Origin of the sequence: Pseudoalteromonas sp. NCCP-2140, from assembly GCF_023708065.1 — a bacterium.
Classification (GTDB): domain Bacteria; phylum Pseudomonadota; class Gammaproteobacteria; order Enterobacterales; family Alteromonadaceae; genus Pseudoalteromonas.
This window is the reverse complement of record NZ_BRCZ01000008.1, coordinates 16,902-32,783: the sequence shown is the minus strand read 5'-3', so window position 1 is coordinate 32,783 and position 15,882 is coordinate 16,902. Positions and strand designations below refer to the sequence as shown.

Genomic DNA, 15,882 nt, shown 5'->3' with positions numbered 1-15,882 from the left:
CCGTCACCGCGCTTTTTTTTTCAACAGGCTAATTTATTAAACTTATCGATTGCCTGATTAAACTTTAAACTTATCGATTGCCTGGTAGAGCACACGTGCTTGCTCAGACACCTCTTCGCTGGTTTGCGCATTAGTCGCCGCGTGGCCCGATGCCTCTTGAGCGATATCACGAATGCGTACCACGTTTTTATTCACCTCAGAAGCCACTTGGCTTTGCTCATCAATTGCGGTGGCAATGTGAGTACTCATATCCATTATGGTTTGTACATCTTCGGTGATTGAGCGTAGTAACTCACCGGCTTTACTTGCCTGTGCTGCACTTTCGCCACCTTGCGTACGACATTGCTGCATAATGCTTACCACTTCTTGCGTACGCCCTTGTAAGGTCGAAATGATACTCTCGATCTCTTGCGTTGAATCTTGGGTACGCTGCGCAAGTGAGCGCACCTCATCTGCTACTACCGCAAAGCCACGGCCTTGTTCACCGGCACGCGCCGCTTCAATGGCTGCATTGAGTGCCAGTAAGTTTGTTTGCTCAGCAATGCCACGAATAACATCAAGTACAGAGCCAATGGTTTCAGCGTCTTTTTCTAACTGCGACACCACGCTTGACGCATTACCGAGTGAATCAGATAAGTGGTTAATTTGCACCACTGTAGATTCAACCTCAGAACGACCTTGCTGCGCGCTTAAGTTAGTCGACTCAGCTTTTTTCGCTGCAGCTTCAGTATTGTGTGAGATATCTTGAATCGTCGCCTGCATTTCGGTGGCAGCTGTGGCAACCATATCAGCTTCGTGCAGCTGCTCTTGCATACCTGAGCTAGTTGCTGCAGTCGTTTCAGATAAATGTTCTGTTGCCACGTTAAGAGTACTTAGCGCTGTATTAACCTCGTAAATTAACTTTTTAAAATCACTGATCAAGCTATTAAAGTCGACCGTCATAGTGGTGATTTCGTCTTTACCTGATTGAGTAATCGACATACTTAAGTCGTTATTGCGACGAATCTCGTTAATCGTGTGGTACACACGTTCGATAGGCTGAATAATTGAGCGGCTAGTAAAGTAAACTAATAACATCACTAAAATGCTCGCAATAATAAACACAAGAATGGCAATCAACTGCGCACTAGCAGCACTAGATTCTACAAACTCTTTAGTTTGTGAGGTTAGTTGGCTGACAATTGCATCACTAAGCTCAACACTGCGTTTCATCTCACCGAGTGCCCCTGACTCTAAATCAAGGCCCAAGGCAACTTGTGCATCAACTAAGACTTTAAATTTACTCTGATAAGTCGCAAGCAAACTAAGCAATTGGTTTTCGTAATTTGCATTGAACCCTGCGTTTTTTATCTCTGATCTAAAGCTAGCAACTAAATCATCAAACTTGTCCATATACTTTAAATCAAAGCGCAGCATAAAGTCTTTTTCTGCACGGCGAAGCTGTAGCATTAAAGTTAGTAATTTATAGTTTTCGCGCTCACTTAATAATGTTTCTACTTGATGCACCGCACCACGTAAATCACCATAAAGTGCATCTTTAGGATGTAAACCTATTTTCTTTTGTAGTACCACAACTTCATTGAAGTCATCGTAATAAGTTTTCGCAAGACGTCTAAATTCATTTAGCTTAGATGAGTCCATCGACAAATCTTTCACTAACTCGTCTAGTCGCGCCATTTTATTTTTTAGCTGCGAATACTCTTTTTCAAAAAGCTCAAGGCTATCGACATCTTTGTAAAACAAAAAGTTTTTTTCATGTTTACGCATCGCAAGTTCATGAATGTCGAGCTCCTCCGCATTTTGAATTGTTTCGTTGAGCTTTAGCATCATGCGCGACTCAAAGATAATTACACACAGCATCACAATCATTGCAAGACCAACAACGAGCGCGTTTAACTGTAAACGACGCTTAATAGTTAAGTTTTGTAATACATTCATTCAAAGTGCCTTATAGAAACATGCATTTAAAGTATAGCTAAACTATTTAAAGCAGCTAATAAAAAGTGGTTAAACTTGCCGCGCATTTTCCAATATAAGGTACTTTTAAACAATCAGTTTTTGTTCTAAATCAACCTGTTGCCATAGATGTTTATGCAATTTATCCAGCTTTTCCCATTGTTTTTTTTGCAACCAATCAACCAAAGGCGCTGGATCGCTCGGAAAGTTGAGTTTTTTGTTCTGTGGCGATTGCAACCAATCATCCATCGCATTGGGGTTTAAATAGCTCATCACATGGGCTGCTCCCATCGACAATAGCGTCTGCGCATTAATCCCCTGCTCAAACTGTTTACCAAGTGGTTTTAACAATAACTTTTTACCTAATTGCAACGCTTCACTTGCAAGTTCAAATCCGGCGTTGCCAATTACACCACCAGCATTAGCGAGATCATTTAAAAAGCCAACGCGTGAAGGCGCTCGCAGATGAATATTTCCGATTGAACAATCTTGCGCATCTGGGTGATAACAGTAAAACTCACGCTCAGGAAAGTCTTTAAGGTAGTCGACCACACTGTCTAAATTCTCAAAAGGTAGATACACCAACACCTTATTTTCGACCATCACCGGGTTATCATGGTGATGATTTGCAATAAATGGAGGAATGATGTTTTCTGCATAAGGCTGCCAATGCACCCCTAAATAAACACTCGCTGGCGCATAATTACGGATCAGCGCACGACGAAAAAAAGCTCGGCCAAACATCGGCACTTTATCAGATAAAAATGCCGCTTGGTGGCTCATACCAATAACAGGGATGCCTTGCTGTTTAGCAGCCCAAGCGGTAATCGGCTCAAAGTCATTAAACACCAAGTCATAGTGACGTAAATCAAGATTTTTAATATCTTTTATAAGCTGCAATGGGCGCGCATTTTTTAATGTTTTAAAGCTATCAACTTGCCCCGATTTGCTGGTAAACGACAAACCTCGAAAAGCTCGGTAATCAGCAAAGTCATCCATATCAAAGTAGTCTTGCTCTTTACGACCCGAAAACACATAGTCAACATCGACGCCTAATGCTTTAAAGGTCGTTGCCATTACTCGAGCTCGAGTAATATGGCCATTACCCGTACCTTGAATACCGTACAAAATTCTCATATAGATCCCACCACCATTACAGCTAATACTGCACAACTTGAACCCATCACTGCGCCAATCACCACATCAGCAGGGTAATGCACACCAATAATCACTCTAGATGCCGCCACCCCTGATGCCCACATTAGCCACAGCACAGCAAATTCTGGAAAATAGATAGTCAAAATCGTCGCTACCACGAATGCCCCTGCACTATGCCCCGACGGTAAGCTAAATTGGTCGCTCGGCACCAAATACGCGCCTTGCACTAAGCAGTCGCAGGGTCTAACCCGCGCGATGCGCTTTTTAGCTAAAAAGTAAATAGGTCGCTCAATAGCAAAGCCCACCAATATACTCATCGCCAGTTGTTGAAAGTGCAGCTGCTCGGTGAACCACCAAAACCCAAGAAACAACACCACGTAAAGTCCGCCATCGCCGCTTTTCGAAAAGCCAAGCGCTGATCTTCTAAGCCAAATTGGCGAAGCGTCGTTGAATACACTTAAAAACAGCTGTTCATCCACTTTAGCCAATTTAGTAAGTATGTTGTTTGCCATGGTGAGCTCCTTGTCATACTTTGCGTCTAATTTTTATACTCATATCAGCTTAGGCGCTAAAAATAACAATTAGGTGACGCTTTTGAGACACTAATGTTGCGATGGCGAAATTCCTTTGATTTAAACCAATAATCCGCTATTAAGTCGTTGTTATTGAGTTGTATCAGGGTATACTGAGTACTAAACAGACAGTCTCTTTAGAGGATGAAAAAATGGATTACAGCACTTCTGATTTATGCGACCACTTTGCAGATGTGGTTGATGTGCTCGAACCAATGTTTATCAATTTTGGTGGACGCCCAAGCTTTAGTGGTCGAGTAAAAACCGTTAAATGCTTTGAAAATAACGAGCTGATCCGCGAAATTTTATCAACCGATGGCACCGACAGCGTGTTATTGATTGATGGTGGTGGTTCAACCCGACGCGCCCTTATTGATATAGAGCTGGCTGAAATCGCATTAGAAAACAACTGGCAAGGCATTATCGTTTACGGTGCAATTCGCCATGTTGATGAACTTGAAGAGCTAGACTTAGGCATTCAAGCAATCGCCTCTATTCCTGTTGCTGCCGATAGCGAAGGCGCAGGTGAAGATGGCATTGGCGTTAACTTCGCAGGCGTCTCTTTCTTTGATGACGACTTTGTTTACGCTGATAGCACCGGTATTATATTATCTGCTGAAGAATTAGAGTTAGAAATAATAGAAGACTAATCTCGGTGACAAACTACCTTAAAATTTATGATGAAGCGGCGGTAAAGCACTTATGTGCTCGCCGCGCTAACGAACTTAAAGCTTGGCAAGCCCTTGCCCTTCTCGACACTCAAGTTAACGCCCCACAAGCACTCATCGATGCAAAACACTTCGGTATTCGCTATGTATTAGTTGGCATATGTGAAGATATTGGCCCTCGCGCTAACTTAGGTAACGGTGGTTCATGGCAAGCGTGGCAAGCATTTTTAAAACGCTTTTTAAACCAAACGCATAACCAATTTTTAAATCACGAGCGCGTGTTGCTACTCGGCGAAGTGGCCCTTGATGACTTAAACCAACAAGCTGCTGACCTTAATAATAAAAACGACGCCGACTTAGCCAAACTACGTGAATTATGCGCTGATATAGACACCCGCGTTGAGCAAGTGCTTGCGATGATTTTTGCAGCTGGCCTTGAGCCAATTGTGATTGGTGGCGGCCATAATAACTGCTTAGGTATTTTACGCGCCCTTAGTAAGCAACATGGCAAACCAGTCAACGCTATCAACTTAGACCCTCATGCTGACTTCAGAGAGTGTGAAGGCCGTCATAGCGGTAATGGTTTTAGATATGCTTACAGCGAAAACCACCTCGCTGACTACCATGTGATGGGTTTACACGAATTTAAAAATAACCAAGCGATTATGAATGCCCTGACAAGCGCAAACTTCACGTTTGATAGTTACCAAGATATTCAAGTACGTCGTAAAGTCGATTTATCTTCAGCATGTAAACACGCATTAGCGCAGTTTGATAATGCACCGCTTGGAGTCGAAGTCGACCTAGACAGCATTTCGTTAATGCCGGTTAGTGCATACACCAACTGTGGCTTTAGTGTGAGTGATGCAGAACATTTTGTGCATTTAGCTGCTAGCCAAACAACTGCTTGCTATCTACATTTATGCGAAGGCGCCCCATCGCAACACCCGGTAGGTTTAGAAGCAGGCATGAATGACGCTGGCCAAATAATCACCGCCCTTGTGAATGCGTATTTGCAGGCGAGAGAGGAAAGTTAGAAAGGGGAAAGTTAGAAAGGGGAAAGTTAGAAAGAGTAAAGTTAGAAAGAGTAAACTCTAAACAGCCCACCATCTTAGTCAAGCCGTTCGCTAACTTTACTCTTTCCCCTAGCAACTCGCTAACTGTCAATCTGACAGCGCTAACTTTCCCCCTGATGCTCTAACCGCCACTGTTTTAACCACGACATCATGCCTACACTGCTAAGCGGGTAATTAAAGTAATAACCCTGAGCGGCGTAGGTGTTCAATGACTTAACAAATTTAAGTTGCTCTAGGGTTTCTACCCCTTCACAAATCACCTTGGCATTATTTTGATTATGCATATCCACCATGCCAGAGACTAGGCTGCGCACTTGACTTTGATGGGCAAAATCAGCGGTCAGCGATGCTGCTACTTTAATATACTCAACATTAAGGTTAGGCAGCTTAGCAAGCCAAACAGGTGTATCACCAAAACCATCGATACACAGCTTTATACCAATACTATTTAGCCTTGCTACCATGGCTTTACCTTGGTCATCTAAGCCCATAAATAAATCGAGTGGACATTCAATGATTAAATCACCCGGTTCTAAGCGGTGCTCAGTCATTATGCGGTCAACAAATTCAATAAACTCTTCGTGCAGCATTTCTGGGCCAAACACGTTAATACTAAGAGGCAGTTCAATACCTTCCATACGCAGTGCCATAGCAAGCTCAGCAGCACGTTCAATAACATATGCTGCCACAGGGTAGCTTAGGCCAGCGACACGAATATCATCAATGAACTTGTTAGCCGAAAGAATGCCTTGCTTAGGATGCTGCCAACGTAGCAGCAATTCTAAAAACTCAATTTTCTCGTCGCTGTTACGAATAACTGGCTGAAAATAAAGCTCAAGTTCGCTGGCAAAATCTAAGTGAGCTAATTCGCGTAGACGTGCTTGTTGCTCTAATTGCTCGATCATCATTTGCGGATGATAAGGCACAATTTCTCGCTCAGGGTTTGAATCAAGGGCAAGGTTGGCAAATGAAATTAAGTTTTCGAAGCTGTATTCTGGTTCGTCACAGTTCACGTAACTGGCGCGCACTTTTACTTCAATCGTACAATTAGCAACGTTGAATGGCTTTAATGTGACTTGCCTAATTTGACTGATCAGCTGTTCATGAAGGTGTTTTTGCTCTTCGAGTGAGCAAATAAACGCAAAGTTTAAGCCCCCTAAATGCGCTAATTTTTCAGTATTTGCGGTGTTACTTGTCATACTCAGCACGGCATCAACACTGAGTTGCTGTTTAATACGTGTGGCCGATTGCGCTAATAATAAATCACCAAAGTCACGACCAATATGCTGGTTAACATCGTTAAAACCTTCAAGGCGGATCATCACTAGTGCGCAGTTTGCTGAGTGCTCTTCAGTCCATGCAACAAAGCTATTTCTAAGTGCATTACGGTCTGGTAAACCAGTCAGTGGAGCGGCATCTAAGTCATCGTTATGGAGCGGTTCTACTTCAACCTGCTCATCTTCTTCGGGCTCTTCGTAATTAAAAAAGCCTGAAATAGATAAAATAACTACCGAGAAAACAAGCCAATATAAGGCTGTGTCGAGTAATAGATGGGCAGAGTATAAAACCGCGAACGAAATTGCGGCAGAGACACTCAATATTATGGCAAGCCAATTAGTGGTGCGAAATGCTTGCCATAAATGAAAACATAAAGCTAAAGCAAGTAAGATCACCAGCCAAGGTAATCCTAAGCTTAAAATAGCTAAACCTAGTACGCCATTAACGACTAGGCTTAGTCTTAAAATAGGGTTTTGGGTTACGCATAGGGCACAGATCATTGCCATAAAAACGCTACCAGCTAAAAACACTGGTACTACATCACTTGTTAAATTTACGAGTTGCGTGCTACTACTCGCTAAACTAAAAATCAATGACATGTAATCCAAACTGCGTAATAAAACTTATCTAACTAAGTCTACCCAAAATCCACAGATTTAACAGTTTATTTACGCCGAATTGGTAACTTAATTGTGCCGGGTGGGATATTTGCCAATGAGCAATATCAGCACGAGCCCCCACTTTTAACACACCACGATCATCTAGACCTAACGCACCCGCGGCGTTTCGTGTTACGCCAGCTAATGCTTGCTCTGGTGTCATACGGAAAATAGTGCACGCCATATTCATCATTAAGTGCAATGAACATAATGGTGAAGTTCCAGGGTTGAAGTCTGTTGAAATGGCGATCGGAACTTGGTACTGCTGCAGTAGTTCAATTGGCGGATACTTTGTTTCGCGTAAAAAGTAAAATGCACCTGGTAACAATACCGCTGCTGTGCCCGCTTTGGCCATTGCTTGAATGCCAGCTTCATCTAAGTGTTCAATATGATCTGCCGATAAGCCATTAAATTCTGCAACGAGCTCTGCGCCATGTTGATTAGATAACTGCTCAGCGTGCAACTTAACCGGTAAATTGTGCTTTTTAGCCGCTTCAAACACACGGCGAGTTTGCTCGTTGCTAAAGCCAACGTTTTCACAAAAAGCATCAACCGCATCAGCTAAACCAGCTTCAACAACACGGTCAAGCATCTCACCGCACACTAAATCAATGTACTCATCGCTACGGCCTTTATATTCAGGCGGTAATGCATGAGCACCTAAAAACGTGGTTTTAACATCAACCGGGTGGTTCTCGCCGAGTAAACGAGCTACTTCGAGTAGTTTAATTTCGTTTTCGCAATCAAGACCATAGCCAGATTTAACCTCGACAGTCGTCACGCCTTCTGCGTATAGCGCATTTAAGCGCTCTTTAGCACTAACAAACAGTGTTTCGTGGTCGGCTTCGCGAGTTGCACGTACGGTGCTTGCAATACCGCCACCGTTTGCAGCGATTTGTTCGTAGCTAACACCTTGCAAACGCTGCTCGAATTCTTCTGCGCGGCTACCGGCAAACACTAAGTGAGTGTGACAATCAATTAACCCAGGTGTTAACCACTGCCCTTTTGCAGATACAGTTGGCGTTGCTAATGCATCAAAATCAGGTAAATCGGTTTGTGCACCTAACCAAGCAATTTTGCCATCTTTAACGGCAATAGCTGCATTTTCAATGGTGCCGTAGGGTGCATCAACAGCAGGATCCATTGTGGCGATATTGGCATCTGTGATCAGTAAATCCCAGAGCGCTTGATCATTGTTGGTTGTGTGCATTTTTCACCTATCTTGATGCTTGCTAAAGGCTCAGTATGAGCCTAAATTTAAATTTGCTTAAAGTTTATCAACTCATCTTGTATATACAAGAAAATTATGTCACCTTGTAACACACTGTTAACTTATAAATAAACTTTTCATAATGAGCGTCCCTAAGTTTGCGCAAATAAAAGAATTCATTCTGGAAAATATTCAATCGGGAGAATGGCAAGAAAACGACCGTGTCCCTTCAGAAAACGAACTTACCAGTCAATTTCTAGTTAGCCGTATGACGGCTAGGCGTGCACTTAGTGAGTTAACCGATGCCGGTATTTTAACCCGCAGCCAAGGGCAAGGTACTTTTGTTGCCAGCTTCAAATCACAATCATCGTTACTAGAAATCAAAAACATTGCCGATGAAGTTAAAGCGCGCAACAGTAACTACAGTTGTACGATTTTAGTGATGGAATCAATCAGCGCTATTGCCCCCATCGCGATTGCTTTGGGTGTCGAGGTCGACAGTCATGTTTATCGAAGTGTGATTGTGCACAATGAAAACGAGCAACCTCTGCAAGTTGAAGAACGCTTTGTGAACCCCGCTCTTGCTAAAGACTACTTACAACAAGATTTTCACAGCCTAACACCCCACGAATACTTATCGCAAAGCGCCCCGCTTACCGAGGCTCGCCATACGGTTGAAGCGATTATGCCTAATCAAGAAATGTGTGAATGGCTCAACCTGTACAACGAAGAGCCATGCTTACAAGTGATCCGCCGAACTTGGTCATCGCAAGGTATTGTAAGCTTTGCCCGCTTAGTTTCGCCGGGCAGTAAATACCGACTAGGCGGCCACCTTACTTTTAAAAAGTAGCTAAATAGGCGCTTGATAACGAAAATTCAGTGACTCAATCGCCGAGCCATCAATGAGGCGCTCGCCTTTATCATGGCTAGTAAATGTCGGTGGCTGATTACCCTGCTCAGCACATTTTTGCTGGTAGTAATCTGCTTTTGTTGGATGCGCCGGATTGACCACATTATAAATGCTGCTCGCGCTTGACCAGTTTCCAATTACAGAAAAAATCGCCGCTATCACATCTTGCTGCTGTACCATATTTACCACTTGCTGACTTGAGCTAGACAGCTCTTTACCTGCAACAAACTTACCTGGGTCGCGCCCAGGACCAACAAGGCCCGCTAAACGCAATACTTTACCACCGGCATTTAGCACTAACTGCTCAGCATCAAATAGCAGTTGCTGGCGCGCTGATTGGCAATTAATTGTTGTGCTTTCGTCGTAATGACCATTGTCAGTTGGGTAAACACCCGTCGAAGAACATAAAATAAAGCCTTTGCAATTTAGTTGCTTGGCAAGCTCAAGCCCTGCTTGCAAAGTAGCTAAATAATTACTTTCTGAGCTGCGACTACGCGGTGGAATTGCACACACCCACCATGCATCTTCAAGTGAAACATCGTGTTTAAGCACTGTACCTTCAAGCGCAAACTGGCGCTGAAAGTCATGTTCGTGCTCGCTACTACGGTGTGTACCCTGCACTTGCCATGCTAATTTTTTTGCCTCAACACAAAGCGCACTACCAAGCCAACCTGCACCTAAAACGACTAGTTTATTATTTTCATTACTCATTTATCCAACAACCTCATAGTATTTATTATTAACGTTCGCTTAACGGTATAGCGATTTGGGTGCAAATATGATTAGATAGATAACTCTACCCGATAATAAAAACACGTGCATCTATGTTAAATAACCTCTCTTTACGTAAAAAAATATTACTACTCATCGGCGGGACGATAAGTGTACTACTGATCATCGCGTCTAGTTTTTTTGTTAGCCATATTGCTGACCTATCGCGCCAAGCTATTCAACGCGAAGCCGACAGCTATTTACAGAGTGAACGACTTTCAATGCAAGGTTACTTTGCCAAATACGGTAAAGTGGTTCAAACCTTCATTACAAATCCGCATTTAGTGAATTGGTTCGACAATTGGACTGAACGTGATCAAAGTCTTGATAACCAACCTGGATACGACAGCGTTAATCAAGATTTTGTGCGTATCAGTGGCAACGATGACAACATCTTATCTGCCTTCTTTGCATCTGCAACAACAGGTGAGTACTTCAAAGAAAACGAGCGAACCACTCATTATAATGGCCAACCTTACTACGCTTACAAACGTGGTTGGTGGCAAGATGCTTTAAAGATCAACAAACTCTATGTAGGCCCAATTTCTGTGGATTTAACCACAGGTAATGCCTCTGCAGTTGTACAACAGCCTGTTTATAAACAAAACAAACTAATAGGCTTTGGTGGTGTTGATTTACAGCTAAATAATATCAACGACATGGTTGAAGAAATTCGCTTTAATGGCCAAGGCTTTGGTTTCTTACTTGATGGCAATCAAAAGGTTGTGCACTTATCTAAGCGCACTGGCCACAAGCTATCTGTGACTGACGAAGGTCCGAATGGCAAAGAAGGCCTAGATGCTCTTGAAAAACAATTTAGCGACACATCAGGCTTTAGCGAATTAAACCGCGCGATGAAAAGCCAAAAAGATGGCAGCAGCTTTGTTACTTTCAAAGGTGAGCAATATTACGTTGTATACAACCGCCTTGAGTTAGAAACCCCTTACCTTGATTGGTACGTGGGTATTTTAATTCCAACCAGTATGATTGATGAACCAGTAAATGATGCGGTGATGACAACCACAACCTCAGTGATCATCATTCTTGCGATTATCATTGCGATGATCTTCTGGGCCACGCAAATGATCACCAAGCCGCTGACTAAGCTAACTTACATCATGCGTGATATCGCATCAGGTGATGGCGATTTAACACAGAAAATCGAAATCAAGAGTAATGATGAAGTGGGCCAACTTGCTCATCACATGAATACCTTCATCGATAAACTTCGTGCAATGATGCTTAATACTGCTGCGCAGGCTGAGCAACTAAGCCAAGCTGCGAGCCAGTTAAAAATTGTATCGCAAAAAACCAACGATGAAATTCAGCAAGAAAAGCAGCAAGTTGATAGTGTTAGTGCGGCGGTAACCGAAATGGCGTCTACAGTGATGGAAATCTCGCGTAATGCCCAGCACACCAATAATGCCGCTGAAGAAGTGCAAACCATTACCGTTGACGGTACGAAACGTTCTACTCAAGCTCAGTCAGTCATGACCGCCCTTGCAAGCCATATTGGTGAAGCGTCTAAAGTGGTTGCGGGTCTTGAACAAGAAAGTGGCAACATTGGCGCGGTAGTTGATGTTATCAACTCAATTGCAGAGCAAACCAACTTACTCGCACTAAACGCGGCGATAGAAGCAGCCCGTGCTGGCGAGCAAGGTCGAGGCTTCGCAGTTGTTGCTGATGAAGTTCGCTCACTAGCAAGCAGAACGCAAGAATCAACAGATGATATTCGCAACATGATCAGCCGTTTACAGCAAATTGCCCAACAAGCATCGACTATGATGCAACAAGGTCAAGAGCGTGCTGAAGGCTCAGTTGAGCAAACACAAATTGTATTGCAAGCTCTACAAGATATCGCGCAATCTGTGACAAATGTGCAAGATCAAAGTCATCAAATTGCGACTTCGACTGAGCAGCAAACGGTGGTTGCAGAAGATATTAACAATAGCTTGGCAGCAATTAATCACTTAGTGAATAGCACTGCGGATCATGCCCATGAATTGGCGGATGAAGCACGTGATTTGAATGAATTGGCAGCCGCTTTAAATAAGACTGTGAATCAATTTAAGTTATAAAGATAAATTGCTGAAGTAGTTAAAAACCCGATGTCACCTGAAGATGACATCGGGTTTTTATCGTCAGCCTTCCCTGTTAGTCGTGGCGCAACCGCTTTCGCGTGTTCCATAAATTCGTGCCACTGTTGCTTGTTCCATAAAGCAACTCCTTTGTCGGTCAATCCTTGTATTGGTTGCGTTTGTACTTGTTCCATATAGTCTCCTCCTTACGCTAGCTTCATCCTGTTTGGCTCCTGCCTAAGCTTATTCCTTGCTATCATCTCCATTTACTTTATCCATAAAGCGTTGCCATTGTGCGCTACTCCATAACGCCTTGTTACTTCCTTGTTGTCCTTTGTGCGTAGTTACATTATCCATACTGTAAACTCCTTGCGGTTTATCGTCCGTTACTCCTACAGCCCTTCCTTGCTGTGCTCCATTACCCATCCTTGTAGATTAATGCGGTGATTATCGCTTAGCGATGATATACACAGCATGAATCAAACCTGGAATGTACCCTAATAAGGTTAAAAGAATATTAATCCAGAACTGCGCACCTAAACCTACCTGTAAAAATACGCCGAGAGGTGGAATTAAAACCGATAAAATAATACGTATTAAATCCATGACTCACTCCTTGAATAAGATAAGCCCAGCCAAAGCTGGGCTATATAGGGCTTGCTATTATTCAGCAACAATCGTTAATTCATCGATTACTTTGCGAACATCTTCAGCGTTTTCAGCAATGCTGATTGCTAATTGCTTTTCTGCATCAGACTCAACAGTACCTTTTAGTGTTACTACACCCATGTCGGTATCAACATCGATGTCTGTACCACCTACTTCTGAGTTAAATAAATAACGTGTCGTGATTACAGTACTGATTTTTGCGTCGGTTAAGTCGCTTTCTGCTGAATCAGCTTTGTCTGATTTCATGTGCTTAGCTTTCATGTTTTTAACAACAGTTAGTTTGTTATCAACAGAGCTAACACCGTCTAGGCTAAGAACTAGCTCTTCAGCAAGCTCTTTATCTAATTCGCTATCAACTTTACCTGTAAGTACAACCTTGCCATTCGTTACATCAGTGTTGATGTCAAAGTTGTTAAGGTTTGTGTTCATAAGAAGCACAGTTTCTGCCTTACCATCAATCCAAGCATCTTTACTTTCATTTTCCCAGCTGCTTGCCTGAGCTGACATGCTAGTTGCACCTATTACTAAAGCGGCAATCATAGATTTGTTAAAAGTGTTCATAATCTTTCTCCTTTTGATTAAAGACACTTTTACTAATGCGACTATAATGCCAACTATTTACTTGTTTATTTTCAGCAGGTTAACCAGTCATTCAGCGCCTATTTATATTCATTTAGGTAAAGATTTACAAGCTGCTCGGTAAGAAGTTCACGATGTTGCAAAAATAACCATTTAGTTGCTGATTTTATTAATCTGTGGTTAATTTAACGAAGTTGCTAATCAGCAAAAAACACAAGCCATTGATTTATATAAAAATAAAATTTGGCCTAAGGCTTGCTTTGTAATTAATAACTAAAAATCGCCTTTAAAATCACAACAGGGAACTACCATGGCCGTTAAACTTGAAGATCGCCCAATCGATCAAGTAAGAGAAGAAGTCATTGATCAACTCATTTATAACTACAGTCATGCTGTTATTTCAGCCGAAGCATTCGAACGCCGCCTAGACCAGGCAATGGCAGCCACCAACAACGAAGTACTGGTTGAACTGGTTGCTGATTTAGATCTGAAGGCGGATATTGACTACAAATCGCATAAGCATGCGCAATTTAAACCTCACTACAGCCACAGCAGCGACAACGAAAGCCTGCAGCTTAGGAGTATTTTGGGTTCAAATGAGCGCAGCGGCCAATGGGTAGTACCAAAAGAAATTCACCTTACAAACTGCCTAGGTTCAATCGAACTCGACTTTAGCGAAGCAATTTTCCAACATCAGCACGTCACCATTTACGTGAACTGTATTTTAGGAAACGACGAAATCTACGTACCAGAACATGTAAATGTGGTATCTAAATTATTTAGCGTGATTGGCAGCGTAGAGAACAAATCAGTCGCCTTAAACAAAGGCCAAGGCCCAACCATCACCATTGAAGGTAATGTATGGCTAGGCTCAGTCGAGATTTCAGTTAAACGTACCATGAAAGAAAAGTTCATCAGCTTTGCCAACAGCCTAAAAGCCAGCTGGAAAGAAATGAATAAAGTGCGGTAACAGTTGCGAGGTGCGAGATGCGAGATGCGAAATACTAGGTGCTAGGTGCTAGGTGCTAGGTGCTAGGTGCTAGGTGCTAGGTGCTAGGTGCTAGGTGCGAGTTATCGTAGCCGCAGTTTTACATCGCGCAATATAATAAGATAACGCGCGAAATAAATTTCACGCCTACATCAAACGTAGGCGTCACGCTTGCTTGGCGCGTCGAACATACAACACCACTTCATCAACCTATACCTGACCAACAAACAACACAATTCGGCTCAAAACTGAAAGCTGAAAGCTGACGGCTATAAATTCTTTTCCTCTGTGCTCTCTGTGTCCTCTGTGGTTAGAAAAAGATCTTTAACTCACAAAGAGGCTAAGAGGTGCTGCGCTTTAGAGAACATTATTATCACTTCCTCATTCTCTTCTCATTCACTTCTCTTTGTGAATATATTTTCGCGCGAAATAAATTTCACGCCTACATCAACCGTAGGCGTCACGCTTGCTTGGCGCGTCTTACATACAACACCATTTCATCAACCTATGCCTGACCTACAAACAACACCGCTCGGCTCAAAACTGACGGCTGAAAGCTGATGACTATAAATTCTTTTCCTCTGTGCTCTCTGTGTCCTCTGTGGTTAGAAAAAGATCTTTAACTCACAAAGAGGCTAAGAGGTGCTGCGCTTTAGAGAACATTATTATCACTTCCTCATTCTCTTCTCATTCACTTCTCTTTGTGAATATATTTTCGCGCGAAATAAATTTCACGCCTACATCAACCGTAGGCGTCACGCTTGCTTGGCGCGTCTTACATACAACACCATTTCATCAACCTATGCCTGACCTACAAACAACACCGCTCGGCTCAAAACTGACGGCTGAAAGCTGATGACTATAAATTCTTTTCCTCTGTGCTCTCTGTGTCCTCTGTGGTTAGAAAAAGATCTTTAACTCACAAAGAGGCTAAGAGGTGCTGCGCTTTAGAGAACATTATTATCACTTCCTCATTCTCTTCTCATTCACTTCTCTTTGTGAATATATTTTCGCGCGAAATAAATTTCACGCCTACATCAACCGTAGGCGTCACGCTTGCTTGGCGCGTCTTACATACAACACCATTTCATCAACCTATGCCTGACCAACAAACAACACCGCTCGGCTCAAAACTGACAGCTGAAAGCTGATGGCTATAAATTCTTTTCCTCTGTGCTCTCTGTGTTCTCTGTGGTTAGAAAAAGATCTTTAACTCACAAAGAGGCTAAGAGGTGCTGCGCTTTAGAGAACATTATTATCACTTCCTCATTCTCTTCTCATTCACTTCTCTTTGTGAATATATTTTCGCG

General features: G+C 42.7%; 14 protein-coding genes. 5 read left to right on the top strand and 9 right to left on the bottom strand.

What is annotated here, in order from left to right; translation table 11 throughout:
* Positions 1–57: 57 nt before the first annotated feature.
* From NFU46_RS15260 to NFU46_RS15250, 3 genes are all read right to left on the bottom strand, one after another.
* The gene (locus NFU46_RS15260) at positions 58–1,938 is read right to left on the bottom strand and encodes a methyl-accepting chemotaxis protein (protein WP_251602950.1); all 1,881 of its coding nucleotides are present in this window, start codon (positions 1,936–1,938) and stop codon (positions 58–60) included.
* A 105-nt stretch (positions 1,939–2,043) separates the two neighbouring features.
* A complete protein-coding gene (locus tag NFU46_RS15255; protein WP_130167264.1) occupies positions 2,044–3,093 on the bottom strand; it encodes an MJ1255/VC2487 family glycosyltransferase in 1,050 nt (349 codons plus the stop codon).
* Positions 3,090–3,626, bottom strand: coding sequence for a phosphatase PAP2 family protein (locus NFU46_RS15250; protein ID WP_058583858.1), 537 nt, complete (start codon positions 3,624–3,626; stop codon positions 3,090–3,092). The genes NFU46_RS15255 and NFU46_RS15250 overlap by 4 nt, the downstream gene beginning before the upstream one ends.
* A 212-nt stretch (positions 3,627–3,838) precedes the next feature.
* On the opposite strand from NFU46_RS15250, the gene rraA reads away from it, so the two are divergent.
* Both rraA and NFU46_RS15240 read left to right on the top strand, forming a co-directional pair.
* Positions 3,839–4,336 carry a ribonuclease E activity regulator RraA gene (gene rraA / locus NFU46_RS15245; RefSeq protein WP_054552822.1) on the top strand — a complete coding sequence of 166 codons (498 nt, stop codon included), beginning with the start codon at positions 3,839–3,841 and terminating at the stop codon, positions 4,334–4,336.
* Between the two features lie 5 nt (positions 4,337–4,341).
* The gene (locus NFU46_RS15240) at positions 4,342–5,391 is read left to right on the top strand and encodes a formimidoylglutamase (RefSeq protein ID WP_251602947.1); all 1,050 of its coding nucleotides are present in this window, start codon (positions 4,342–4,344) and stop codon (positions 5,389–5,391) included.
* Positions 5,392–5,531: 140 nt separating this feature from the next.
* Here NFU46_RS15240 and NFU46_RS15235 read toward each other — a convergent pair whose 3' ends face one another.
* Positions 5,532–7,214 carry a GGDEF domain-containing phosphodiesterase gene (locus NFU46_RS15235; protein ID WP_251603102.1) on the bottom strand — a complete coding sequence of 561 codons (1,683 nt, stop codon included), beginning with the start codon at positions 7,212–7,214 and terminating at the stop codon, positions 5,532–5,534.
* 121 nt (positions 7,215–7,335) lie between these two features.
* A complete protein-coding gene (hutI, locus tag NFU46_RS15230; protein ID WP_251602944.1) occupies positions 7,336–8,577 on the bottom strand; it encodes an imidazolonepropionase in 1,242 nt (413 codons plus the stop codon).
* Between the two features lie 142 nt (positions 8,578–8,719).
* Here hutI and hutC point away from each other — a divergent pair, with 142 nt between their 5' ends.
* Positions 8,720–9,427 carry a histidine utilization repressor gene (gene hutC, locus NFU46_RS15225; protein WP_251602941.1) on the top strand — a complete coding sequence of 236 codons (708 nt, stop codon included), beginning with the start codon at positions 8,720–8,722 and terminating at the stop codon, positions 9,425–9,427.
* Here hutC and NFU46_RS15220 read toward each other — a convergent pair whose 3' ends face one another.
* A complete protein-coding gene (locus NFU46_RS15220) occupies positions 9,428–10,198 on the bottom strand; it encodes an NADP-binding protein (RefSeq protein ID WP_251602938.1) in 771 nt (256 codons plus the stop codon).
* Between the two features lie 113 nt (positions 10,199–10,311).
* On the opposite strand from NFU46_RS15220, the gene NFU46_RS15215 reads away from it, so the two are divergent.
* The gene (locus NFU46_RS15215) at positions 10,312–12,336 is read left to right on the top strand and encodes a methyl-accepting chemotaxis protein (RefSeq protein ID WP_175083213.1); all 2,025 of its coding nucleotides are present in this window, start codon (positions 10,312–10,314) and stop codon (positions 12,334–12,336) included.
* On the opposite strand, the gene NFU46_RS15210 is transcribed toward NFU46_RS15215, so the two are convergent.
* From NFU46_RS15210 to NFU46_RS15200, 3 genes are all read right to left on the bottom strand, one after another.
* The gene (locus NFU46_RS15210) at positions 12,321–12,530 is read right to left on the bottom strand and encodes a hypothetical protein (RefSeq protein WP_130167257.1); all 210 of its coding nucleotides are present in this window, start codon (positions 12,528–12,530) and stop codon (positions 12,321–12,323) included. The two genes, NFU46_RS15215 and NFU46_RS15210, sit on opposite strands and share 16 nt — an antisense overlap.
* Positions 12,531–12,783: 253 nt before the next feature.
* Positions 12,784–12,942 (bottom strand): YqaE/Pmp3 family membrane protein, encoded by a 159-nt coding sequence (locus NFU46_RS15205; RefSeq protein WP_064971745.1) that lies wholly within the window; start codon positions 12,940–12,942, stop codon positions 12,784–12,786.
* Positions 12,943–12,999: 57 nt separating this feature from the next.
* Positions 13,000–13,566, bottom strand: coding sequence for a BON domain-containing protein (locus NFU46_RS15200; RefSeq protein WP_251602935.1), 567 nt, complete (start codon positions 13,564–13,566; stop codon positions 13,000–13,002).
* Positions 13,567–13,894: 328 nt separating this feature from the next.
* On the opposite strand from NFU46_RS15200, the gene NFU46_RS15195 reads away from it, so the two are divergent.
* On the top strand, positions 13,895–14,554 hold the full coding sequence (locus tag NFU46_RS15195; RefSeq protein WP_251602932.1) for a LiaF domain-containing protein: 660 nt from the start codon (positions 13,895–13,897) through the stop codon (positions 14,552–14,554).
* Positions 14,555–15,882: the final 1,328 nt, after the last annotated feature.